Consider the following 24,657-nt stretch of genomic DNA (forward strand, 5'->3'; position numbering starts at 1 on the left):
GGGTGTGAGTAAGAATTCCTGTGGTGCGCCATAGCGAGACTTGCTCAATGACGTCGCATACACAAAGCGACCGGTGTGGTAGTATACACTCAGTCTAAACATTCCTCCTGTCCTCTTAGGGCAGGAGTTTTTTTGTGTAAAAAATGGAGGGGGAAAAATGATGCAAGCAAAAGAAGTAGTGGATCAAGTAACGATGAAACGAGCGCTAACACGTATCACTTACGAAATCATCGAAAGAAATCAAAGTATCGAAGAGATCGTCTTAGTCGGAATCAAAACGAGAGGGATCTACATCGCTGCTCGAATTGCCGAACGTCTGAAACAACTCGAAAATATCGAAGTACCTGTAGGGGAACTTGATATCACATTGTACCGTGACGATAAAAAAGAGATCGCTCAAGAACCAGAATTGCATTCTTCAGATATTCCAGTCAGTTTAGAAGGAAAAGAAGTTATCTTGATCGATGATGTGTTATACACAGGACGGACGATCCGCGCTGCAATGGATGCAGTCATGGACTTTGGTCGTCCAAGAAAAATCTCACTAGCAGTTCTAGTTGATCGGGGACACCGAGAATTACCGATCCGCGCAGATTACGTAGGAAAAAATATCCCTACAGCAAAAAAAGAAGAAATCTTAGTAGAGATGCAAGAATTAGATGGACAAGATCGCATCATGATCTTAAACGAGGAAAAGTAGAGGAGTAAGGCAAGATGGCAGAAGAAAAAAAGTTCCACAACGATAGTGTGGTATTAGACATCCATGATCGACCAACCATTGGACACTGGGTGGGTTTAAGTTTACAGCATTTATTCACGATGTTCGGTGCAACTGTCTTAGTACCGATCTTAGTCGGAATCGACCCTGGTATTGCCTTGGTCAGTTCAGGATTAGGAACGATCGTTTACTTGATTACAACAAAAGGGAAGATTCCAGCATATCTAGGCAGTAGCTTTGCGTTCATCGCCGCTATGCAGATGTTGATGAAAACCGACGGCTTCCCGGCGATCGCACAAGGCGCGATGACAACAGCACTTGTCTATCTGATCGTTGCGTTGATCATCAAGAAAATCGGTTCGGCTTGGTTAGACAAAATCTTGCCACCGATCGTGGTTGGCCCAGTCATCATGGTCATCGGTTTAGGTTTAGCTGCCAACGCAGCAAACAACGCGATGTTCAATCAAGACCATTACGATTTCAAATATCTATCAGTTGCGTTGATCACTTTAGGATTGACGATTTTCTTCAATATGTTCTTACGCGGGTTTCTAGGATTATTACCGATCTTGCTTGGCATCATCTCTGGTTACATCGTGGCTTTGCTTTTCGGGATCGTTGACACCCAACCAATCATCGATGCGCCATGGTTCGCGCTGCCTAACTTTGAGATTCCATTTGTGCAATATCAACCGAAGTTATATATAGGGGCAATCACTACGATGGCACCGATCGCCTTTGTCACAATGACCGAACACATCGGCCATTTGATGGTCTTGAACAAATTGACCAAACGAAATTTCTTTGAAGATCCAGGCTTACACCGTACATTGACAGGAGATGGCTTGGCTCAATTAGTGGCAGCTTTTGTTGGTGGGCCGCCAGTGACAAGTTATGGTGAAAATATCGGCGTCTTGGCAATCACTCGCGTACACAGCGTGTTCGTGATCGGAGGCGCAGCGGTCTTCGCAGTGATCCTTGGCTTCATTGGCAAACTAAGTGCTTTGATATTAAGTATTCCTGGCCCAGTCATTTCAGGTATCAGTTTCATCCTATTCGGAGTGATTGCGGCAAGTGGGATGAAAATCTTAGTCGAAAACAAAATCGATTTTGATAAAAAGAAAAATCTATTGATTGCTTCAGTCATCTTAGTCGTAGGTATCGGGGGATTAGTCCTAGAAGTCGGGACATTCACTTTATCTGCCATGGCACTAGCAACAGTTTTAGGAATCATTTTAAATCTTATCTTACCAGAAACTTCACGCAGCGAAGAAAATTAAGGAGGACATCGCATGATCATCAAATCAGAACGCATCAGTTTAAAACACTTATTAACGGTAGAAGCATTAACAGACCAAGAAGTAATGGGGTTGATCCGACGAGGACAAGAGTTCAAACAGGGCGCAACTTGGTCACCACAAAAATCCCAATATTTTGCAACGAACTTGTTCTTTGAAAACAGTACACGAACGCATAAAAGTTTTGATGTAGCAGAAAAGAAACTTGGTCTTGAAGTGATCGAATTTGAAGCAAGTACAAGTTCAGTTACAAAAGGTGAAACATTATACGATACCGTTCTAACGATGTCTGCACTTGGGGTGGATGTAGCTGTTATCCGTCATGGAGATGAAAACTACTATGACGAATTGATCCAAAGTAAAACGATCCAATGCTCGATCATCAATGGCGGTGACGGTAGCGGGCAACATCCAACGCAGTGCTTACTTGATTTGATGACGATCTATGAAGAATTTGGCTATTTTGAAGGCTTGAAAGTGGCGATCGTCGGAGATATCACACATTCTCGTGTCGCAAAATCGAATATGCAGATGTTGAAACGTCTTGGCGCACAGGTTTTCTTCTCAGGTCCAAGAGAATGGTATGACGATGAATTTGAAGTTTACGGTCATTACTTACCACTAGATGACTTGCTGGATCAAGTCGATGTCATGATGATGTTACGTGTGCAACATGAACGCCACGATGGAAAAGAAAGTTTTTCAAAAGAAGGCTATCATCAAGAGTACGGCTTGACAGTCGAACGCGCTAAAAAAATGCAAAAACATGCAATCATCATGCACCCGGCACCAGTCAATCGAGATGTCGAATTGGCGGATTCACTGGTTGAAGGGTTACAGTCACGGATCATTCAGCAAATGAGCAATGGTGTATTTGTCAGAATGGCGATCTTAGAAGCTGTATTAAGTGGAAAAGCATAAACATAAGAGGAGGAAGAAACATGAAAACACTCATTAAAAACGGTCAAATCAATACAAAAAGAAATGAAACAACACCAGCAGAAATTTGGATCGAAGAAGGAAAGATCAAAGCAATCGGTACAGGCTTTCCTGAGGCTGAATTTGATGAAGTGTTTGATGCACAAGGGCAGTTGATCACACCTGGATTAGTGGATGTCCATGTCCATCTGAGAGAGCCTGGCTTTACTTACAAGGAAACGATCGAAGCTGGCACGAAAGCAGCTGCTCGAGGTGGGTTCACCACTGTTTGTGCGATGCCAAATCTTGACCCAGTACCTGATACAGCAGAAAAATTAAAACAAGTCTATGACATCATCAAACGTGATGCTGTCGTCAAAGTATTACAGTATGCACCGATCACTGAGAATCTTCGAAGTGAAGAACTGGTCGATCAAGAAGCATTGATCAATGAAGGCGCATTTGCTTTTACCAATGATGGTGTCGGCGTGCAAACAGCAGGCACGATGTACTTAGCGATGAAAGAAGCTGCGAAAAACAATAAAGCACTCGTTGCTCACACAGAAGATGAATCATTATTATTTGGCGGTGTGATGCACGCAGGAGAAAAAGCAGAAGAGCTAGGGTTGCCAGGTATTTTGAGTGTGACTGAGTCTTCTCAAATTGCTCGTGATCTCCTATTAGCGGAAGCAACAGGCGTTCACTATCATGTCTGCCATGTTTCAACAAAAGAAAGTGTGCGGGTGATCCGCGATGCGAAAAAAGCCGGGATTCACGTGACTGCAGAGGTTTCACCGCATCATCTGATCTTGATCGATGAAGATATCCCAGAAGATTTTGGTTTTTGGAAAATGAATCCACCGTTGAGAGGCAAAGCCGATCGCGAGGCATTGATCGAAGGCTTGCTTGATGGCACGATCGATTGTATTGCCACCGACCATGCCCCACACGGATTAGAAGAAAAAAGTCAAAGTTTCTTGCAATCACCTTTCGGGATCGTTGGAAGTGAAACAGCCTTCCAACTCGTGTATACACATTTTGTTGAAACAGGAAAATTCACACTAGAGCAAGTGATTGACTGGATGGCAGTCAAACCAGCAGCCATCTTTGGTTTGGAAGCTGGCACCTTGACGATCGGCGCATCAGCAGACTTGGCAGTTTACGATATTGCGCATTCTGCAGTAATCGATAAAAAAGATTTCTTATCAAAAGGCGAGAACACACCTTTCGTCGGTTGGGAAATCAAAGGAGAAACATTGATGACATTTGTCAACGGAAAACTTGTTTGGCATAAGGGGGAATAATTGGATGGAACGGTTGCTGATTTTAGAAGATGGCACAGTATTTAAAGGGAAATCATTTGGTGCGACAGCCAATGTGTTTGGAGAAATCGTCTTTACGACAAGTATGACAGGATATCAAGAAACGATCACAGACCAAAGTTTTAATGGACAGATCATTACATTTACGTACCCGATGGTAGGGAATTATGGCGTCAACCGTGATGATTATGAATCGATTGCACCAACGTGTAAAGGTGTAGTGGTCAAAGAGCATGCACGTGTTGCGTCAAATTGGCGTAACCAAATGACATTAGACGAGTTCTTGAAACAAAAAGGAATCCCTGGTATCTCTGGCATCGATACACGGGCGTTGACACGAAAAATCCGTGAAGTTGGGACGATGAAAGCCAGTATTGTGGATGCAGGCGACACATTTGAACATGCGTTTGACCAACTAAAAGCAACCGTCTTGGCAACGAACCAAGTCCAACAAGTTTCAACCAATAAACCTTATCCTAGCCCAGGAACAGGAAGAAATGTGGCAGTCATTGATTTTGGATTGAAACATAGCATCTTACGTGAATTGAGTAAGCGTGACTGTAATTTAACAGTCTTACCGTACAATACGGATGCGGAAACGATCCTTTCATTATCGCCAGACGGCGTGATGCTGACGAATGGACCAGGGGATCCGAAAGATGTACCAGAAGCGATCGAGATGATCAAACAAATCCAAGGAAAAATCCCGATTTTCGGCATCTGCTTGGGGCATCAACTTTTTGCACTAGCAAATGGTGCAGATACGTACAAGATGAAATTTGGTCATCGTGGACTGAATCATCCTGTGCGTGAAGTTGCAACAGGAAGAATCGATTTTACGTCACAAAACCATGGCTATGCGGTAAATGAACAAACGATCGATCCGGAAAAATTAATTGTCACTCATGTGGAAGTCAATGATGGCACAGTCGAAGGTGTCCGTCACCGTCGCTATCCTGCCTTCAGTGTGCAATTCCATCCAGATGCAGCACCTGGCCCACATGATGCACTACATTTATTTGATGAATTTATGGAAATGATGGACGCTGGAAAGGAGCAATTCTAATGCCAAAACGCACAGATATCAATAAAATCATGGTGATCGGTTCTGGTCCGATCACCATTGGTCAAGCCGCTGAGTTTGACTATGCAGGTACACAGGCTTGTCTTGCTTTAAAAGAAGAAGGCTACGAAGTCGTCTTAGTCAACTCCAATCCAGCAACGATCATGACTGATAAAGAAATTGCCGATCAAGTCTACCTAGAACCAATCACATTAGAATTTGTCTCACGAATTTTGCGAAAAGAACGTCCTGATGCGATCTTACCGACATTAGGTGGGCAAACAGGTTTGAATATGGCGATGGAATTAGCTGAATCAGGAATCTTGGACGAATTAGGCATCGAATTATTAGGGACGAAATTAAGTGCGATCGACCAAGCAGAAGATCGTGACTTGTTCAAAAAGTTGATGGAAGAATTAAATCAACCGATCCCAGAATCAGAAATCGTGACAACGGTGGAAGAAGCAGTCGCCTTTGCCAATAAAATCGGTTACCCGATCATCGTTCGACCAGCCTTCACATTAGGGGGGACTGGTGGTGGTATGTGTGAGAATGAAGCCGAACTACGACAAATCGCGGAAAATGGCTTGAGCTTGTCGCCCGTCACACAATGTTTGATTGAACGTAGTATTGCAGGCTTCAAGGAAATCGAATATGAAGTGATGCGCGACTCTGCCGATAATGCCATCGTTGTCTGCAACATGGAAAATTTCGATCCAGTCGGTATCCATACAGGGGATTCAATCGTCTTTGCACCGAGTCAAACATTAGCAGACCATGAATATCAAATGTTAAGAGATGCGTCACTATCGATCATCCGTGCATTGAAAATCGAAGGTGGCTGTAACGTTCAGTTAGCATTAGACCCTCATAGTTTCAACTACTATGTCATCGAAGTGAACCCTCGTGTTTCACGCTCCTCTGCTTTAGCAAGTAAAGCGACCGGCTATCCGATCGCAAAATTAGCAGCTAAAATCGCGTTAGGCTTGACCTTGGATGAAATGAAAAATCCAGTAACAGGAACGACTTATGCAGAATTTGAGCCCGCATTGGATTATGTAGTAGCAAAAATCCCACGTTGGCCTTTCGACAAATTCGAAAACGGTGAACGTGTCTTAGGCACGCAAATGAAAGCAACCGGCGAAGTGATGGCGATCGGTCGTAACATCGAAGAATCTTTATTAAAAGCCGTTCGTTCATTAGAAATCGGGGCGCACCACCTTGAATTGCCAGAACTAAAGACAGTCAGTGAAGAACGTTTGATGGAGAAAATCGTCCGAGCACAAGATGATCGTTTATTCTACTTAGCCGAAGCGATCCGTCGTGGCTATCCGATCCAAGAATTGGCAGACTTGACGAAAATCGATTTATTCTTCTTGGATAAATTGTTGCATATCATTGAATTAGAAGAGGAGCTTTCGGCACAACCGAATCAGCTGGATCTACTTCTTGCTGTGAAACAAAATGGCTTCACAGATCGCAAAATTGCGGAATTGTGGAAAACGACGACGGAAGCGATTCGCCAATTACGTACGGAAAAGAACATTCAACCTGTTTACAAAATGGTCGATACGTGTGCTGCCGAATTTGAATCCCACACACCTTACTTCTATAGTACGTATGAAATCGAAAATGAAAGCCATCGTTCAGAAAAACCTTCTGTTCTAGTACTTGGTTCTGGACCGATCCGTATCGGACAAGGGGTAGAATTTGATTATGCAACAGTTCATTCAGTCAAAGCCATTCAACAAGCAGGCTATGAAGCAATCATCATGAATAGTAATCCTGAAACCGTTTCGACAGATTTCTCGATTTCTGATAAACTTTACTTTGAGCCTTTGACTTTTGAAGATGTGATGAATGTCATCGAGTTGGAACAACCAATCGGTGTCATCGTCCAATTTGGAGGACAAACAGCGATCAATCTAGCTGAACCATTAGCAAAAGCAGGTGTAAAAATCCTAGGCACAACGATCGAAGACCTTGATCGTGCGGAGAACCGTGATCTATTCGAACAAGCGTTACAAGAATTAGGGGTGCCTCAGCCACTAGGAGATACTGCGACAAGTAAAGAAGAAGCAGTTGCAGTTGCCAATAAAATCGGCTATCCAGTACTTGTTCGTCCAAGCTATGTCTTGGGAGGTCGGGCAATGGAGATCGTTGAGAACCAACGCGATCTAGAAGATTATATGGAACATGCGGTCAAAGCTTCACCAGAACATCCAGTCTTAGTCGATCGTTACTTGATCGGTAGTGAGTGCGAAGTCGATGCGATCTGTGATGGCGAAACCGTCTTGATCCCAGGAATCATGGAACATATCGAACGTTCAGGGGTCCATTCAGGCGATTCTATGGCGGTTTATCCACCACAAGCGCTGTCAGAGGAAATCAAGCAAACAATCGAAGATTACACGATCCGTTTAGCACGAGGGTTGAATTGTATCGGGATGATGAACATCCAATTCGTGATCCATGACAACCAAGTATATGTCATCGAAGTGAACCCACGTGCGAGTCGAACGGTTCCTTTCTTGAGCAAAGTGACGAATATCCCGATGGCACAGATCGCGACAAAAGCCATCTTAGGAGAAAAATTGAAAGACTTAGGCTATGAAGATGGTTTGTACCCTGAAACTGCCAACGTCCATGTCAAAGCGCCAGTTTTCTCATTTACGAAGTTGCATAAAGTGGACACTTATTTAGGCCCAGAGATGAAGTCGACAGGTGAAGTCATGGGTTCGGATCAAAACTTAGACAAAGCGCTGTATAAAGCGTTCGAAGCATCTGGTTTACGCTTGCCTGATTATGGTGCTGTCTTGTTTACGATCGCCGATGAAACGAAAGAAGAAGCCTTAGGTCTAGCAAAACGCTTTGCAGAAATCGGCTATAGCTTATTGGCAACGAAAAATACCGCAGCTTTCTTTGAACAACACGGACTTGTGGTGACACCAGTAGCTAAAATCTCTGAGGAAACAAAAGAGAAAAATGTCGTTGACCTGATTCGTGCGGGCAAAGCACAAGTGGTTGTCAATACCATTGATAAAGATCGTGGGAATGCGTCAAAAGATGGTTTTATCATTCGACGTGAAGCAGTAGAGCATGGCACGCCATTGTTTACTTCCCTTGATACTGCGGATGCGATCGTCCGCGTGATGGAATCCCGAGCATTTTCAACACAAGCAATCTAATCGTGGAGGGCAATTGCCCTCCTATTTAAAAAATGAAAAAAGCAAAGCAGTCTAGCGAAAAGTCCCAAAACATAGGAGTGTTAAGATGAAACAAGAAGTAATGAAAATCGTTCACCAACGGCAACTAGCACCACGAATCTATGAAATGACACTGACTGGGGAATTAGTCCAAGAAATGACACGCCCTGGACAATTCCTTCATATTCGCGTACCCCGAGCAGATTTGTTGTTGCGCCGACCAATCAGTATCAACCAGATCGATCAATCACAAAAAACTTGTCGTATCATCTACCGTGTAGAAGGAGACGGAACAAAGCATTTCGCAGAATTGACTGCTGGTGATTCTTTAGACGTCTTAGGGCCTTTAGGGAATGGCTTCGATCTTTCAGGATTAACGAACAAAGATGAGGTCTTCATTGTCGGTGGAGGGATCGGTGTTCCTCCTTTATACGAACTATCGAAACAGCTGAAGGAACGAGGCGTCAAAGCGATTCACTTTCTAGGCTTTGCTTCACAAGAAGTAATGTATTATGAAGAAGAATTTCTAAAGCTAGGTGATACAAGGATCGCAACGGATGACGGCACCTATGGACTCCATGGGAATGTCGGTAATCTATTACTTGCGGCAAAAAATAAGCCTGCTGCTATTTTTGCATGCGGTTCAAATGGATTACTAAAGACAGTGGAACAGCTTTTCGCCGGTCATCCTAACGTCCAATTGTCATTAGAGTCTCGTATGGCCTGTGGTGTCGGTGCATGTTACGCATGTGTCTGTCATGTCCCAGGCGATGAAACAGGAACGAAAAGCTTGAAAGTCTGTGATGAAGGACCGATTTTCCAAGCAGGAGAGGTGATTTTATGAGTAACCCTTTAGCAGTTAAACTTCCAGGACTAAACTTGAAGAATCCAATCATGCCAGCAAGTGGCTGCTTTGGATTTGGCAAAGAATATGGCAAATACTACGATTTGAACCAACTTGGCGCAATCATGGTCAAGGCGACGACACCTAAAGCGCGCTTTGGTAATCCCACGCCGCGAGTAGCAGAAACACCTTCTGGTATGCTCAATGCGATCGGGTTGCAAAATCCTGGAATGGAAGTGGTCATGGAAAAATCGCTACCTGAATTAGCCACCTATAAAGATTTGCCGATCATAGCAAATGTCGCTGGTGCCTGTGAAGAAGACTATGTTGAAGTTTGTGGCAAGATCGGTGATGCACCGAATGTCCATGCCATCGAACTTAATATCTCGTGTCCAAATGTCAAACATGGCGGAATTGCTTTTGGTACTGACCCAGATGTGGCGTTCCAACTGACACAAGCGGTGAAAAAAGTGGCGAATGTCCCTGTCTATGTCAAATTATCTCCTAATGTTACGGATATCGTACCAGTGGCACAGGCTATTGAAGCTGGCGGGGCCGATGGGTTTACGATGATCAATACCTTGCTGGGGATGCGTATCGATCTGAAAACTAGAAAACCGATTCTTGCCAATCAAACAGGCGGTCTCTCAGGACCAGCAATCAAACCGGTGGCTATTCGTTTGATCCATCAGGTGGCAAGTGTCTCAAACTTGCCGATCATTGGGATGGGCGGTGTGCAAACCGTTGATGATGTACTGGAGATGTATATGGCAGGTGCAAGTGCAGTTGCTGTTGGGACAGCCAACTTTACCGACCCTTATATCTGTCCAAAACTGATTGCAGACCTACCAGCGAGAATGAGCGAGTTAGGCATTGAGTCTTTAGAGCAATTGATCAAAGAAGTGAAAGAAGGTAGAAATCAATGAATCAACGACCAATTATTGCTTTAGATTTTTCATCTTGGCAAGAAGTAGAAACCTTTATGCAACGTTTCCCAGAAGACGAAAAGTTATTCGTTAAAATCGGTATGGAGCTCTTTTATCAAGAAGGACCAATCATCGTTCGTTGGTTAAAAGACGCTGGACATGACGTTTTCTTAGATTTGAAATTACATGATATCCCAAATACCGTGGAAAAAGCGATGCAAGGCCTAGCAAAATTAGGCGTAGACATTACTTGTGTCCATGCTGCCGGCGGTATCCGTATGATGGAAGCGGCGATGCGTGGCTTGACAGATGGAACACCCGAAGGTAAGAAACGACCTTTACTTTTAGCAATCACGCAACTGACTTCCACAAGTGAAGAAGAGATGCACCATGATCAACTGATCGAAGTACCCTTAGAAGAAAGTGTGATCCACTACGCAGCTTGTGCAAAAGAAGCAGGTTTAGATGGGGTCGTATCTTCAGCACTTGAAGTGGCATCGATCAAAGCAAAAGCAGGTGACACATTTACGTGTCTAACCCCTGGCATCCGACCGGAAGGAACAGTTGCTGGTGACCAAACCAGAATCGTGACACCAGCCCGTGCAAAAGAAATTGGCTCAACCTTTATCGTTGTCGGTCGACCTATCACACAAGCAGAAGATCCTTACCAAGCCTATCAAACAATCAAAGAAGAATGGAGTCGTTGATCTATGAATATCGAACAAACTATTGCCAAAGACCTTTTAGAAATCGAAGCTGTTTTCTTAAGCCCAAACCAACCATTTACTTGGGCAAGTGGCATCAAAAGCCCCATCTATTGTGACAATCGCATCACGATGAGTTATCCAAAAGTAAGAAAAGAAATCGCTCAAGGATTAGCTGAAAAAATCAAGCAAGAATTTCCAGAAGTCGAAGTGATTGCTGGAACGGCAACTGCAGGAATCCCTCATGCAGCATGGGTAGCTGAGATCTTAGACTTACCAATGGTCTATATTCGCAGCAAAGCGAAAGCTCATGGCAAAGGGAACCAAATCGAAGGACGGATCTTCGAAGGACAAAAAATGGTGGTCATTGAAGATTTGATCTCAACAGGTGGAAGTGTACTAGAAGCCGCTGAAGCAGCGAAACGAGAAGGTGCGGATGTTTTAGGTGTCGCAGCTATCTTTACTTACGAGTTGCCAAAAGGAAAAGCTAACTTTGAAGCAGCGGGTCTACCATTGGTTACTTTGACGAATTATTCTGTGCTGATCGAATTTGCTTTAGAAAATAAAACCATCGACGAAACAGAATTAGCTTTACTAAAAGAATGGAAAAAAGATCCTGAGAACTGGGTGACGGATTAAGTTGAAAAAAGGGCGGAAAACATTTGTTGTTTCAGCCCTTTTTCTATTTGTGGAATAGCTAAATCCTGATGATACATAGTAAAAACTATTCTTTTATAAATGAAAACCTCTAAAGATAATAAGCTGAAAATTTGCGAATTCAAGTTATTTAATGATAAGATTATCGGAAAAGTCATCTCAAGGAGGAGGAATCTTTATGGGATTGAATGAATTTATTTTAGGACTAAATAACTTAGAAAGAATCACACGGGCGCCAGGTTTCTTCAAACACACTGAACATACTGTTGCGGCTCATTCCTATCGTGTGGCTTCAATTGCGCAAGTCTTAGGTGATATTGAAGAACTCCATGGGCAATCAATCGATTGGAAACTCTTGTATGAAAAAGCTTTGAACCATGATTACACTGAACGTTTTATCGGCGACATCAAAACTCCAGTAAAATATGCAAGTAAAGAGTTGCGGGGGATGCTACAGACTGTCGAAGAAAAAATGACGGATGAGTTCATCAATCAAGAAATTCCCGAAGCGTTACAAGACGTCTATCGTCGCCGCTTGTTCGAAGGAAAAGACGATACGGTCGAAGGCGAATTATTAGCAGTTTCAGATAAAATCGATTTGTTGTACGAATCATTTGATGAGATCAGTAAAAATAATCCGGAGAAAGTCTATAAAGAGATGTTTATTGAGGCAGTCACAACGATCAAAGGCTTCGACCATCGACCTTCCGTCCAATATTTTTTCAAGGAGATCTTTCCGGAGTTGCTCAATCAAGAATTCTATGGAAAAGAGGATTTCTTAGCAGCTGTTTCAAACATTGTCAAAAAAGAAAAAGAATAGTCGAAGTGCCTTGTAGGTAACTGATTCAGGAGGAATTTTAGTTGAAGAAGAATATGGATGTTGAGTGGGGTTATTCTGGTGAAAGAGGACCGGAACATTGGGCAGGATTGTGCGATTGGTTTGCAAAAGGAGCCGAATTTGAGTGGCAATCGCCCATTTCTCTAGTTACATGTGAAGAAAGCAGTGACACGAAAGAAACACTGTCTTTTCATTATCAGAAGCAACGCTTCACGGATAAGGAGTTCAAGAACACGATCCATCTTGTGCCATACGATCAAATCAGTTACGTTCTTTTCAATGAAGACAAATACTATTTGACCGACATCCATTTTCATATGCCGTCAGAACACGTCATCAATGGGAAACAAGAAGATATCGAGTTTCACTTTGTCCATACGAACGAACGACAAGAAAACTTAGTGGTTGGTGCGATGTACCATCTATCAAATGATGAGGGTTGGTTGTACGATCGCCAAAATGGCGACAAATGGGATCTCGATGCCCATGAGCATTGGACCGATGCCTCTGTCTTTTTCCCTGAGCAGAAAAGTCATTATCATTACGTTGGTTCATTGACCACTCCGCCAACGAGTGGGCCGATCCAATGGTTCGTCATGGATCAAGTCGGTCAATTGAATCGTGATTTTTTGATCCCATTCAAAGGACAATATGCGCAACCAAATAATCGTCCATTACAACCACTAAAGGAACGAAAAATTTATTATTACAAGGGGACGAAATGAACATCCAACAATTGAAATATGTCACTGCGGTAGCGAATAATGGAAGTTTTCGAGAAGCAGCAAAAAAATTGTTTGTTTCTCAACCAAGCCTTTCTGCAGCGATCAAAGAATTGGAAAATGAATTAAGTATCACTTTATTTACCCGCACGAATCGAGGTGCCTATCTAACAGAAGATGGTCAAGCCTTTTTAAAACGGGCGGAACGGATTTTAGTACAATTAGATTCTTTGGAAAACTATTACCAAAAAAGTGAAAAGCGAGAAAGCTTTTCGATTGCTTCACAACACTATGATTTTCTAGGACCATTGACTGCGCAACTGATCGAGACGTTTAAAGCAGAAGTGAAGCAGTTTCGGATCATGGAAACGACAACAGCAAACGTGATCGAAGAAGTCCAACAGCAGCAAAGCGAGTTAGGTATCCTTTATATGAATGACCATAATCGCACAGGGATCAAGCGTTACTTAGAACAAGGGGAATTAGTCGCGCAGTCTTTAGGAACATTTAAGACCCATATCTTTCTTAGACAGCGCCATCCACTTGCCCAGCAAGAAGAAATAAAGGTAGAAGAGTTAGCAGCATTTCCACAAGTTCGGTTTACACAAGATGGCAATAATTTTCCTTACTTTTATGAAGATCTAATTGAGATCCCTGAACAAGAATCGGTGATCTATACGAGTGACCGTGGCACGTTGATGAACATTGTGTTAGAAACAGATGCCTATGCTTCAGGCTCTGGCATCGTGATCGGGGAGATCAAAGAATATTTACGCTTGATTCCTTTAGCGGATAGTCCGATGAATGAGTTATATGTCATTTATTCTGGAAAGCAGCCATTAAGTGATATCGCCAAGAAGTTTATCACAAGTATCCAACAGGTGATGAAACAGGTGAAGTGAACGTTTAAAATCGAATCAATCCTTTCATTGGAAAAGAAGGTAAAGCAAAAGATAAGTCGTGAAATCAGTGAATGTTGATTTCAGGCTTATTTTTTTGTTCTTTCAAGTCTGACTGTATTGTTGCAGTAAAGTACATAATATCATTAATAAAACGATCGGTAACGATTTCATCATCGGTTTATCAATAATGATAAAGGGGATCAGCAAAATGAAAAAAGTAATTAAATTAATGTTAGGAGTAGTGGGAGCGACGAGTGTAGGACTATTTAAAGGGGAGTCTGTTGCTTGTGCGGATGATTCGCTTCCACAAATCGGAGAAGGGTATTTGAAATCGGTCAATCAAAGCACGATCGATCGCATGAGTACGATGGCCTTTGCTTTATCCTACCAAATGTATCAATGGGGAGATATTGGTGTGAATGAAAGACTCACTGGCAATGAATACAATCCAAAAAATGTGTCCAGTCAATCCTATTCAGTAGGAGTCAATAGTGATATGGGAACGAAACAAACGTCAAAAACTGTGAATACAAGTGTTTTTCATAATCAAACAAATCAAGATCAAACGTTTACCACACCTTCTTATACCGAAACTTATATAGATTCGATTACGACATCAACCACACATTCTGCAGGTATTTTTACATCAGCGAGTACTGAAATCAGTGTACCAATGTTTGGTTCGGCAAGTATGGGTCTTGAATTAAGTTACAATTTTAGTACAACCACTTCGCATACACGGGAGACACAAAAAGGCTGGACTGTTCCTGGTCAAGCCATCAATGTTCGACCGGGACATACAGTCGAAGTCAATTGGGTATTTTATACGGGTGAAGCAACAGGAACGGTTGATTTGCAAGAACGCATCCGAGCAGATATCCCATACAAAAAAGATGCTGCTGGGCGCATCCATACATATGGACTTGGAACGGTAGTTGGCGACCGCCAAGTGCTGTCATATAGTTATTGGGATCGCTATATCACAGAAACTCGTAATAACTGGAAGAAAGTCGATGCAAATGTGGCAGGACATAAAATTGGTGCTGGTACCTATCGTGTCGATTATGGTTCAGGATTTGTCTTAGAAGCCTTTGACCGTACAACTGGCACAAAAGAAATCATTGCGACAGGCTACCAATTTTAATTGAAGATAGTTTTAAACACACAAAAAAACCGATCGTCAGAAGTCATGACTTCTTGACGTCGGTTTTTTTAGCAAAATCAATCTTTCGTCATTGCTTGGATTTTTTCTTCTTCTGGCGTCACAATGATCGTTTTTTGGTTTTCGTAAATCACATATCCTGGTTTAGCGCCATTCGGTTTGCGAATATGTTTGACTTGCACTAGATCCACAGGCACTTGTGCAGAGTGGCGATATTTGGAGTAATACGCAGCTAGTTCAGCAGCTTCCGTAATGGTTTCATCAGAAGGCTGATCACTCTTGATGATCACGTGAGACCCTGGAATGTTTTGCGCGTGCAACCAGTGATCCGTTTTTCTTGCAGTTTTCATGGTTAATTGATCATTTTGCAGATTGTTTTTACCAACTAAAATCTCAGTGCCGTCAGAAGAGAAGTAGCGATCAGGTTGAGAAGGTTTTGCTTTCTTTTGTTTTTTGTTTGTTTTCTTTTTCAAGTAGCCCTCTGATAATAGCTCTTCTTTGATCACTTCGATATCCATCGGTCCAGCAATCTCCAATTGCGAAAGGACAGATTCAAGGTACTGGATCTCGCTTTTCGCTTCTTCGATTTGTTTCCCGATCAATTTGACCGCATTTTTAAGTTTTTGGTAGCGATGAAAGTACTTTTGCGCATTCTGATTAGGTGTTAAGGCGGGATCAAGAGCAATCCGGATTGGTTGATTCTCTTCATAATAATTCGCCAAGGTCACTTCAGTCGCGCCACGAGGAACTTGAGTCATGAAAGTCGTCAATAGTTCGCCATCACGACGAAACTCTTCCGCATTTTCTGAATCAAGCAAGGTCTGCTCGCGCTTTTTCAATTTATTGCGATTACGTTTCAGTTCATTTTCGATTTTACGGATCAGTTCGCCGCCTTGTTGTTTTGCTCGATCTTTTTCCGCTTTTTCCTGATAAAACGCATCTAACAACGCGCTTAATGTGGCGTATTCTTGTGCTGAATCGGCTTGTTTTGCCAATTCTTGATAAGCAATCGGCGTAAAGTATTCTTTTGTGCCGACTTCATAGTGTGTGGGTGTAGGTTGATTGATCGCAGTAAAGAATTCTTCCCAGACAGCCATTTTTTCATTCGGTCGCTGATTGATCCGTTCGACTAATTCTAATGCAGTGTCGTGACCTAATCCTTGAAATGCTTGTTGTAGTGCTTTTGCATTTGGCTCGATTTTTGATAGGCGTTCAAATACTTGTTCTTTTGTTGCTTCAAAAGGATCAAGTACCGCTTGTTCAGGTGGTGCGACATATTCGACACCAGGGAGTAACGAACGATACGTGTTTTGTGAGCTGCCGATATGTTTGATCGCTTCTAGGATCTTTTGTGTTTGTTGATTCACTAAAACGATGGTACTGTGTCGTCCCATCAATTCAACGATCAAAACAATATTTTGTAAGTCGCCTAGTTCATCCCGCTTTGAAAAATGGAAGTGGATCACTCGGTCATTTTTGATTTGCTTGATATTTTCTAAAATCGCACCATCTAAATGTTTACGCAACATCATCACGAAGTTCGGTGGATTTTCTGGATTTTGATAATCGATCTCTGTGATCTGGACACGGGCATAGCTTGGATGAGCAGATAACAACAATCGGTGGTTCTTTCCACGAGAACGAATCACCAAAATGATTTCATTTTCATACGGTTGGTGGATCTTTGAGACCCGACCAGATAATAGTGTTTCGCGCAATTCATGGATCATTGCATGGGTAAATACACCATCAAAGGACATGATTCATTCCTCATTTCTATTCATAAGTACACTTATTATAACGAAAAAAGAAAGGAAAGACCAATGGACCGGATGATTTCTTCTGTAAAAGAGAGAATAAAGAAAGAAATTACATGAAAAACTAGTGTTTTATTTCGTTCTTTCGCTTGATTTTAGGTATAATTAGAGAAAGAACAGGTGGGGGAAAAGAAGATGCAGCGATTAATGGTAGATATAAAGGATAAAATCATAATGAGCTACACGAATTTATCAGAGGATTTTGAGCAACATCCTCAAAAATATTTCAGACGGATCGGTCTTCTTTTGAGCTGTTCATTTTTGTTGACGGTCGCGATGTTTTTCTTGCCGAGTAAAATCAAAGAAGCACAGGTGGATTCATTGATCTATTCCTCGATACACTCCGAAAAGTTACAGCCTTTGCCATTTTCTTCCGCGCATCAAGAGATCACTGATAGTCGAGCCATCTCTGTCATGTTTAGTCTGCCGAAGGGTGAACTTTACAAGCAAGTGGTGGATATATTTGAAGATCCGCAACAAAGTAGTGAATTGAATCGAACGATTTTCTTCTATCCACTCGTTTATGATACCCAAGAATTAGAACAACGTTATGGGATCGAAAAAGATAAAATCACTATTATTTTCTTTGATGGCGGAAAAGAGAGAAATCGCTTAGTCCTTTCTGACCAAAGTAAAGAGGAACTTGAGAAAACCTTGGTTCCTGCATTGAATCGATTGCCACTGATCAACATCAAACAACTTGAAAAAGAATTAGCAAACGGCGAACAAGCGGAAGAAACAACAGAGAGTACCTTGGAGTAATTGTAGCGAAATACTTAGTGATAAATAACAAAAAGTCAAAAAAATAAAAAATTAGTTGACGGATAAATAAAATTCGATTAGACTTAGGATAACACTTAAAGGAAAGGATGGTCCAAGATGAACTTATCAATTCAATTTTTATCAGAACATAAAAATAATTGGCGTAACTGGCGTAGATAAGTTGTATCAAGGGCGAACTTTTTCGTAGATACAACTTTTTAGAGTACAACAATGTACGATTCTAAAGTTTGTATCTATGCTGGACAAGAATTTGACGACCGCATAGATGGCTCTATGCGGTTTTTTGTTGGTAAAAGACAATGACCGTACCAGCGGTGATTGTCTTTTTTTGTTCATTCGCTCGAAGTTACAAACGTAGCCGATTTATTTAAAAAAATACATAACAAAAAGGGGAAATAAAAATGAAAAATAAACGATTGATCGCAGTAATCGCACTGATACTTATCTATTTGACCGGTACATTTATCTACGAAACGATCAAGGATCAGCCACCTGTTGAAGGAAATCGAACAGGTGATAAGAAAGTTGTTGGGGTCTTACAGTTCGTTAGTCACCCTGCGTTAGATGAAATCTATCGAGGGATCAAAGATGGATTAAAAGAGTCAGGTTTGGAAGAAGGACGAAACCTAGAAATCAATTTCCAAAATGGTCAAGCCGACCAAAGTAAGTTAGCAACCATGAGTCAACAATTGGTTCAAAATAATCCAGACGTTCTCGTAGGCATTGCGACACCAGCAGCACAAGCCATCGCAAACACCACAAAAGATATCCCACTTGTCTTGGGCGCAGTGACTGATCCTGTAGGGGCAGGGCTAGTAAAAAGTTTAGAAGCACCAGGGGGCAACATCACAGGAGTTTCTGACCAACCGCCTGTGGAAGCGCAGATCCAGTTAGCGACAGAACTATTACCAAAAGCAAAAACGGTCGGGATTCTTTATGCATCATCAGAAGACAATTCACGTTATCAAGTCAGTCAAGCAGAAGAAGCGGTAAAAGCCAAAGGACTAACACCAGTGAAGTATGCCGTCCCTTCAACGAATGAAATTGCACAAACCGTCCAAGTCATGAGCCAATCAGTTGATTTTATCTATGTTCCTTTAGATAACACGATTGCTAACGCGATGCAAACGGTCATCAAAGAAGCAAATAAAGCAGATATCCCAGTAATTCCTTCTGTCGATACGATGGTCGAACAAGGCGGATTAGCGACAATCGGGATCAATCAATACGAATTAGGTGTACAAACAGGTAAAATGGCAGCCGCTTTAGCAAATGGGAAAGAACCAGCCACCACCCCTGTCTATGTGTTTGATAAAGGCGATATCATCGTCAATGAAAAACAAGCAGAACTGTTAGGAATCACGATTCCTGAATCCATCAAACAAGATGCAAAAGTACTGACAGAGATCAAGGAGGAAGAACAATGATCGTATCCGCAATTTCACAAGGTATGTTATGGGCCATATTAGGTTTAGGGATTTTTATGACTTACCGCATTTTAGATTTCCCTGATATGACAACAGAAGGTTCATTCCCGCTTGGTGGGGCTGTCTGTGTAACAGCGATCACGCATGGCGTTAGTCCATTATTGGCAACGATTCTAGGGGTTTTGGCCGGAATGGCAGCTGGACTTGTTACAGGCTTACTTTATACAAAAGGAAAGATTCCAGTCATCTTAGCCGGTATCTTAGTAATGTCAGGTTTAAACTCAGTTATCTTGTTCGTGATGCGCACACCCAACCTTTCATTGTTGAATCATCCAGTCTTACAAGATGTGTTCCACGCACTACATTTACCGAATTATTTTGACACTGTCTTATTAGGATTATTATCGCTGGGCTTATTGATCAGCGTATTGATCTTCTTCTTCAATACAGATCTAGGGCAAGGCTATATTGCCACTGGGGATAATGAGACAATGGCACGTTCATTAGGAATCAAAACCGACCGCATGAAAATCTTAGGTTTGACTTTATCTAACGGAGTAATTGCTTTATCAGGCGCATTGATCGCTCAAAACGATGGCTATGCGGATGTCAATAAAGGAATCGGCGTGATCGTGATCGGACTAGCTTCAATCATCATCGGGGAAGTCATTTTCCAAGAGTTGACATTGATCGAGCGTTTACTAGCAATCGTTGTCGGAAGCATCATCTATCAACTATTGATTTTAGCTGTTATCAAATTAGGTTTTGATACGACTTATCTGAAATTATTCTCAGCGATCATCTTAGCGGCTTGCCTGATGATCCCACAAGTAAAACAAGCATTGAAATTAAAAACTGGCTTTGAAAAGGAGGTCTAACGATGACAGCTATCTTAACGATCAAAAATGGTAGAAAAGTAGTCAACAATGGGATGCACGAAGAAAAAGTATTATTGGATGATATCCAATTGACCATCAATGAAGGAGATTTTATCACTGTTCTTGGCGGTAATGGGGCGGGCAAAAGTACTTTGTTCAATACGATTGCCGGAACATTACAATTAAGTCAAGGTGGGGTTTATTTCAAAGACCAGCCAATCACTAAGTTATCAGAAGAAGCACGAGCTTTATTTCTATCACGCGTATTCCAAGACCCAAAAATGGGGACTGCACCACGGATGACCGTGGCAGAAAATCTATTGTTAGCCCAAAAACGAGGTGAGAAACGGCCGCTTCGTTTGCGTCAATTGAAAAACCAAAAAGAAGCGTTCTATAAAATATGCCAAGAAGTAGGCAATGGATTAGAGCAACATTTAGATACACCTGCTGGCGAATTGTCAGGGGGGCAACGACAAGCCTTAAGTTTATTGATGGCAACGATCAAAGCGCCAGAATTACTTTTATTGGATGAACATACCGCAGCACTAGATCCTAAGACAGCCAAGCTGCTGATGGAATTGACCAACCAACGCATCACAGAGCAAAAGTTAACATGCTTGATGATCACGCACCGTATGGAAGATGCTTTGAACTATGGGAATCGCTTGATCGTCTTACAAAAAGGCCGGATCGTCAAAGACTTAGCGAAAGAAGAAAAACAAGCATTATCCATGAACGATCTCTTACACTTCTTCGAAGAAGTCATCGATTAGTCATTCGAGAACGCTATCTCCGTTTGACAAGTTTGTTTCCTTCAATTTATACTTGTGATAGCAGGTATAATAACAATCAAAATCAATACGATTCATATCAGAAAAATGATTGATGCCGCTTGTTCCTTCGTAGGTTCTACGAATGGACGCGGCATTTTTAGCGTATTATAGGAGGCGTTCCATGATTTCAGGAAAAACAAGATTAGCAGGGATTTTTGCATCTCCCGTTACCCATAGTTTATCTCCATTGATGCATAATACAGCCTTTCAAGCTCGTTCGATCGATGCTGTTTACTTGGCATTCACAGTCGATCAGTCGAATCTTATGCAGGCGGTTGAAAGCATTCGTACATTCAATATGTTAGGTGTCAATCTTTCCATGCCTAACAAAACAGCAGTTATTCCTTATTTAGATGAATTAAGTCAAGAAGCGCAGTTGATAGGTGCTGTTAATACAATCGTTCATCGAGACAACCGCTTGATCGGCTATAATACGGATGGCATGGGCTTCATGCGTTCAGTACACGAAGCGGGTGTCGCAATCAAAAACAAAAAAATAATCATGCTAGGTGCAGGTGGCGCAGCGAAAGCAATCGTTGTTCAAGTGGCGTTAGATCAAGCAAAAGAAATCGTCATCTATAAACGGAAGAATGCTACTTTTGCGAGTGTCGTTGCGGATTTTGAGAGAGTTGCGGAACAAACCAACTGTTCCATCATCGTCAAAGATTATGCAGATACTGAGCAGTTGAAAAAAGATCTAGAAGATACGGACCTTTTGATCAATGGTACCGATATGGGCATGGGCGCAAAAAAAGAGTCGATGCCAATTGATCCTCAGTTTCTCCATAAGAAACTCGCAGTTTTTGATTTGATTTATTCCCCTAAAGAAACACGCTTTCTAAAAGAAGCCAAAGCAATCGGTTGTCTCATACGAAATGGGCTAGGGATGCTGATGTACCAAGGAGCAATTGCCTTTGAGCTTTGGACAGGCGAGACCATGCCGATTGAAGAGATCCAACCTTTACTCGTTTCAAAGAGATGAAACGAGTGATATCAAAGGATTCGTTAGCTTTTAGTTAAATTTACAGCGATCTTACTGTTTTTCATTAAGAAGTATCGTATGATTTTACTGAGTTGAACAAAGGGAGGAAATCAAATGAGTCGGATGGATCGCTATCAGAACATCCATAAAAAAGCAAAACCAATCAAAGAAAAGTCATCGCCGCTATCTTGGCGACGCGCAAGTAAGAAACAGGCAGAGCCTGAAGAGGAAGCAATCCCTTCTTACGAACAAACTTATGAAGAACGTCCAAGTGATTCTCGATACTCAACGCCTTACGAAGAACACGTTCATTCAGAACAACCACCCCAGAAAAAAGGACTCTTTAAAAAGAAACAGCCCAAAGGTCCACGTAAGAAGCGGTCTTGGTGGAAAATCATTTTAGGAATTTTACTAGTCTTGTTTGTCTTTTCACTGATTTCATTTTTCGTCGGCAAGTTCGTGGCTGAAAATGATCAGTCACTGGAACCAGCGACTTCAGAAACATTCAATGGCACCCAATCAACAAGCGGCGCACACAATATTTTGATTTTAGGAAGCGATACAAGGGGTGAAGATGCGGGACGAGCAGATACGATCATGGTTCTGCAATTAGATGGACCAGCTCGTAAACCCAAATTGATCTCATTCATGCGGGATAGCTTCGTGACGATCCCTGGGGTCGGAGACAATAAAATCAATGCAGCTTATGCTTATGGTGGCGCTGAGTTAGTCCGACAAACCTTGTTAGAAAACTTTGGGCTGAACTGTCAATACTACATGAAAGTCGATTTCAAATCATTCGAAAAAGTGATTGATGCCATGTTCATGAATGGCGTGTCGATCGATGCTGAAAAAGACTTGAATCTAGACGGTGTTGATATCGCTAAAGGCAAACAACGGATGGACGGTCATGTGCTGTTGCAATATGCGCGTTTCCGGATGGATGAAGAAGGCGACTTCGGTCGCGTCCGCAGACAGCAACAAGTAATGGATGCGATTTTTGGACAACTAAAAAATCCATTGAACTTGATCCGCGCGCCATATGCTGCCGGAAAAGCAATCGGTTATACATCCACCGATGTACCGATGACTTTTTTAGTCAGAAATAGTTTCTCTATCTTACGTGGTGCTGGCGGAATCGACCGTTTAAGTGTCCCAGCTGATAATACTTGGAGCTATGGTCAAAGTGATTATGCGGGTAGTATCCTCGTATTAGATAAACAAATGAACCGTGAAAAGATTGAACAATTTTTGAGTAAATGATCGTTGATGTTTTGTTAAAAAGGCTTTTCTAGAAGTATTTAGTTCTAGAAGAGTCTTTTTGTGATGTTAATTTATTTTGCTTGCTATAAGAATAGTTTTATAATTGATTTACTTATTTGAGTACGTCAAAATATAGGTAATAAATGCAAAAAGGAGAAGGAAAATGTCTAATACTACTTTAAATCCGAGTACTGCACGAAAAAAATTTTATCAATTGTTAAAAGAAGTGAATGAAAATCATACAGAAATCGAGATTATTAGTGAGCGTAATGAGAATAACGCGGTCTTGATTGGTTTAGAAGATTGGCGAGCAATCAAAGAAACGCTATTTTTGGAACAAATTGGTACACTTGACATCGTAAAGAAAAGAGAACAAGACGATACGGGATTTATAAATGTAGACGATATTGATTGGGATGACCTTTGATGGGGAGTTATAAGGTAGTAGTTAAAAACTCAGCTGAAACAGATTTTAAAAAAGCTAAAGAGCTCTAATTTAAAAAATCAATTTCTTACTATTATCGAAACATTAAAAACTGATCCTTATTGCCCTAAACAAGCATTTGAAAAGCTAAAGCCAACTCATGAAGGAAGGTATTCAAGAAGATTGAATCGCCAACATCGAGTGGTGTATAAAATAAATGACAAAGAAAAAATTGTTGAGATTTACTCTGCATGGACTCACTATGAATAATCGATCAAACTATACAATAATATGCCACTGAAAGTCTTCATATGACATTCAGTGGCATATATAAATAAATGAAGAAAAAACATTTTTCGAATTCAGGTTCATTACTAAGGATTCAAAAATACACTGATCACTGTAAATCGTTTTCTTTTTTCATCGTAAATACTCCATAAATAGGCACCGTAACAATCACGCGCACGATTAAAGCGATTGGAGAAGGATGTATCCCACTCGTAGATTTTTAAATGCTCTCTTTCAGGAAAGAATCGTTGATTAAGCACTAAAAATTGTTCTTTACTCACTGTTGTTGTTTGAGTTTCATGGAAAAAGGTTTTTTCATAGGCTCCTCTATTTTTAAATAGACTATCGGGTTTGATTTCTTCTGCCTTCATCATTTTTTTATTTACATAAATTGGGTATGTTTCCCAACCTAAGTAATCAGGATCTCGCTTGATATAGATGAGTGGGTTAGCTTTAATTGAACAAAAATATTCGTTAAATTGTTCTATGCTTGTAGGCTTCCCAGTTTTTTCTCTTTGGTCGAATGCCCAATGATTACATTGTACAATTCGATTCGAAAATTCTAGATATCCTAGTATAGCTTGCTGGTGACTGTGAATTCCTTGATAATTAGGTTCAATGAAGAAGGTATAATTAACATAAAGTGGTATATTTTATCCACTCCACTCCCAACATGCTAGTG

23 protein-coding genes and 1 pseudogene are annotated in these 24,657 nt (G+C 41.5%); 22 read left to right on the top strand and 2 right to left on the bottom strand.

What is annotated here, in order from left to right; genetic code table 11:
• Window positions 1–160: 160 nt before the first annotated feature.
• From pyrR to HZ311_RS14745, 14 genes are all read left to right on the top strand, one after another.
• On the top strand, window positions 161–700 hold the full coding sequence (pyrR, locus tag HZ311_RS14680) for a bifunctional pyr operon transcriptional regulator/uracil phosphoribosyltransferase PyrR (RefSeq protein ID WP_029594119.1): 540 nt from the start codon (window positions 161–163) through the stop codon (window positions 698–700).
• Between the two features lie 14 nt (window positions 701–714).
• A complete protein-coding gene (locus tag HZ311_RS14685; protein ID WP_010735517.1) occupies window positions 715–1,998 on the top strand; it encodes a solute carrier family 23 protein in 1,284 nt (427 codons plus the stop codon).
• Window positions 1,999–2,010: 12 nt separating this feature from the next.
• Window positions 2,011–2,937 (top strand): aspartate carbamoyltransferase catalytic subunit, encoded by a 927-nt coding sequence (locus HZ311_RS14690; RefSeq protein WP_023519624.1) that lies wholly within the window; start codon window positions 2,011–2,013, stop codon window positions 2,935–2,937.
• A gap of 20 nt (window positions 2,938–2,957) precedes the next feature.
• A complete protein-coding gene (locus HZ311_RS14695; protein ID WP_010735515.1) occupies window positions 2,958–4,238 on the top strand; it encodes a dihydroorotase in 1,281 nt (426 codons plus the stop codon).
• A 4-nt stretch (window positions 4,239–4,242) separates the two neighbouring features.
• Complete coding sequence (locus HZ311_RS14700; protein ID WP_010735514.1) at window positions 4,243–5,322, top strand: carbamoyl phosphate synthase small subunit; 1,080 nt, start codon at window positions 4,243–4,245, stop codon at window positions 5,320–5,322.
• Window positions 5,322–8,507, top strand: coding sequence for a carbamoyl-phosphate synthase large subunit (gene carB / locus HZ311_RS14705; protein WP_178946792.1), 3,186 nt, complete (start codon window positions 5,322–5,324; stop codon window positions 8,505–8,507). The genes HZ311_RS14700 and carB overlap by 1 nt, the downstream gene beginning before the upstream one ends.
• Before the next feature lie 85 nt (window positions 8,508–8,592).
• Entirely contained in the window at window positions 8,593–9,369 is a 777-nt protein-coding gene (locus HZ311_RS14710) for a dihydroorotate dehydrogenase electron transfer subunit (protein WP_023519627.1), read from the top strand.
• Entirely contained in the window at window positions 9,366–10,295 is a 930-nt protein-coding gene (locus HZ311_RS14715; RefSeq protein WP_019723950.1) for a dihydroorotate dehydrogenase, read from the top strand. The genes HZ311_RS14710 and HZ311_RS14715 overlap by 4 nt, the downstream gene beginning before the upstream one ends.
• Window positions 10,292–11,002, top strand: a complete 711-nt coding sequence (pyrF, locus tag HZ311_RS14720) for an orotidine-5'-phosphate decarboxylase (RefSeq protein ID WP_010735510.1) — start codon at window positions 10,292–10,294, stop codon at window positions 11,000–11,002. Before HZ311_RS14715 ends, pyrF begins: the two co-directional genes overlap by 4 nt.
• A gap of 3 nt (window positions 11,003–11,005) precedes the next feature.
• Window positions 11,006–11,638 carry an orotate phosphoribosyltransferase gene (gene pyrE / locus HZ311_RS14725; RefSeq protein ID WP_010735509.1) on the top strand — a complete coding sequence of 211 codons (633 nt, stop codon included), beginning with the start codon at window positions 11,006–11,008 and terminating at the stop codon, window positions 11,636–11,638.
• 196 nt (window positions 11,639–11,834) lie between these two features.
• A complete protein-coding gene (locus tag HZ311_RS14730) occupies window positions 11,835–12,476 on the top strand; it encodes a YfbR-like 5'-deoxynucleotidase (protein ID WP_010735508.1) in 642 nt (213 codons plus the stop codon).
• Window positions 12,477–12,517: 41 nt separating this feature from the next.
• The gene (locus HZ311_RS14735) at window positions 12,518–13,219 is read left to right on the top strand and encodes a carbonic anhydrase family protein (RefSeq protein ID WP_010735507.1); all 702 of its coding nucleotides are present in this window, start codon (window positions 12,518–12,520) and stop codon (window positions 13,217–13,219) included.
• Window positions 13,216–14,118, top strand: coding sequence for a LysR family transcriptional regulator (locus tag HZ311_RS14740; protein WP_010735506.1), 903 nt, complete (start codon window positions 13,216–13,218; stop codon window positions 14,116–14,118). Before HZ311_RS14735 ends, HZ311_RS14740 begins: the two co-directional genes overlap by 4 nt.
• Before the next feature lie 208 nt (window positions 14,119–14,326).
• Window positions 14,327–15,262, top strand: coding sequence for an ETX/MTX2 family pore-forming toxin (locus HZ311_RS14745; RefSeq protein WP_178946793.1), 936 nt, complete (start codon window positions 14,327–14,329; stop codon window positions 15,260–15,262).
• Window positions 15,263–15,339: 77 nt separating this feature from the next.
• Here HZ311_RS14745 and efbA read toward each other — a convergent pair whose 3' ends face one another.
• Complete coding sequence (gene efbA, locus HZ311_RS14750; protein ID WP_010735504.1) at window positions 15,340–17,040, bottom strand: fibronectin-binding protein EfbA; 1,701 nt, start codon at window positions 17,038–17,040, stop codon at window positions 15,340–15,342.
• A 192-nt stretch (window positions 17,041–17,232) separates the two neighbouring features.
• Here efbA and HZ311_RS14755 point away from each other — a divergent pair, with 192 nt between their 5' ends.
• From HZ311_RS14755 to HZ311_RS14790, 8 genes and pseudogenes are all read left to right on the top strand, one after another.
• Window positions 17,233–17,859, top strand: coding sequence for a hypothetical protein (locus HZ311_RS14755; protein WP_010735503.1), 627 nt, complete (start codon window positions 17,233–17,235; stop codon window positions 17,857–17,859).
• Between the two features lie 422 nt (window positions 17,860–18,281).
• Window positions 18,282–19,307, top strand: coding sequence for a tryptophan ABC transporter substrate-binding protein (gene trpX / locus HZ311_RS14760; protein WP_178946794.1), 1,026 nt, complete (start codon window positions 18,282–18,284; stop codon window positions 19,305–19,307).
• Complete coding sequence (locus HZ311_RS14765) at window positions 19,304–20,185, top strand: ABC transporter permease (protein ID WP_019722826.1); 882 nt, start codon at window positions 19,304–19,306, stop codon at window positions 20,183–20,185. Before trpX ends, HZ311_RS14765 begins: the two co-directional genes overlap by 4 nt.
• Window positions 20,186–20,187: 2 nt before the next feature.
• Window positions 20,188–20,958 (top strand): ABC transporter ATP-binding protein, encoded by a 771-nt coding sequence (locus tag HZ311_RS14770; RefSeq protein WP_023519632.1) that lies wholly within the window; start codon window positions 20,188–20,190, stop codon window positions 20,956–20,958.
• Between the two features lie 181 nt (window positions 20,959–21,139).
• A complete protein-coding gene (locus HZ311_RS14775) occupies window positions 21,140–22,000 on the top strand; it encodes a shikimate dehydrogenase (protein WP_178946795.1) in 861 nt (286 codons plus the stop codon).
• Window positions 22,001–22,114: 114 nt separating this feature from the next.
• Window positions 22,115–23,263, top strand: a complete 1,149-nt coding sequence (locus HZ311_RS14780; protein ID WP_023519634.1) for an LCP family protein — start codon at window positions 22,115–22,117, stop codon at window positions 23,261–23,263.
• 163 nt (window positions 23,264–23,426) lie between these two features.
• Complete coding sequence (locus HZ311_RS14785; protein ID WP_010735497.1) at window positions 23,427–23,690, top strand: type II toxin-antitoxin system Phd/YefM family antitoxin; 264 nt, start codon at window positions 23,427–23,429, stop codon at window positions 23,688–23,690.
• Window positions 23,690–23,957, top strand: a pseudogene (locus HZ311_RS14790) (Txe/YoeB family addiction module toxin). The gene HZ311_RS14785 and the pseudogene HZ311_RS14790 overlap by 1 nt, the downstream one beginning before the upstream one ends.
• Before the next feature lie 104 nt (window positions 23,958–24,061).
• Here the strand turns inward: HZ311_RS14790 and HZ311_RS15855 are convergent.
• Window positions 24,062–24,349 carry a hypothetical protein gene (locus tag HZ311_RS15855; RefSeq protein ID WP_232092496.1) on the bottom strand — a complete coding sequence of 96 codons (288 nt, stop codon included), beginning with the start codon at window positions 24,347–24,349 and terminating at the stop codon, window positions 24,062–24,064.
• Window positions 24,350–24,657 lie beyond the last annotated feature (308 nt).

Source organism: Enterococcus mundtii (genome assembly GCF_013394305.1).
Lineage (GTDB): Bacteria > Bacillota > Bacilli > Lactobacillales > Enterococcaceae > Enterococcus_B > Enterococcus_B pernyi.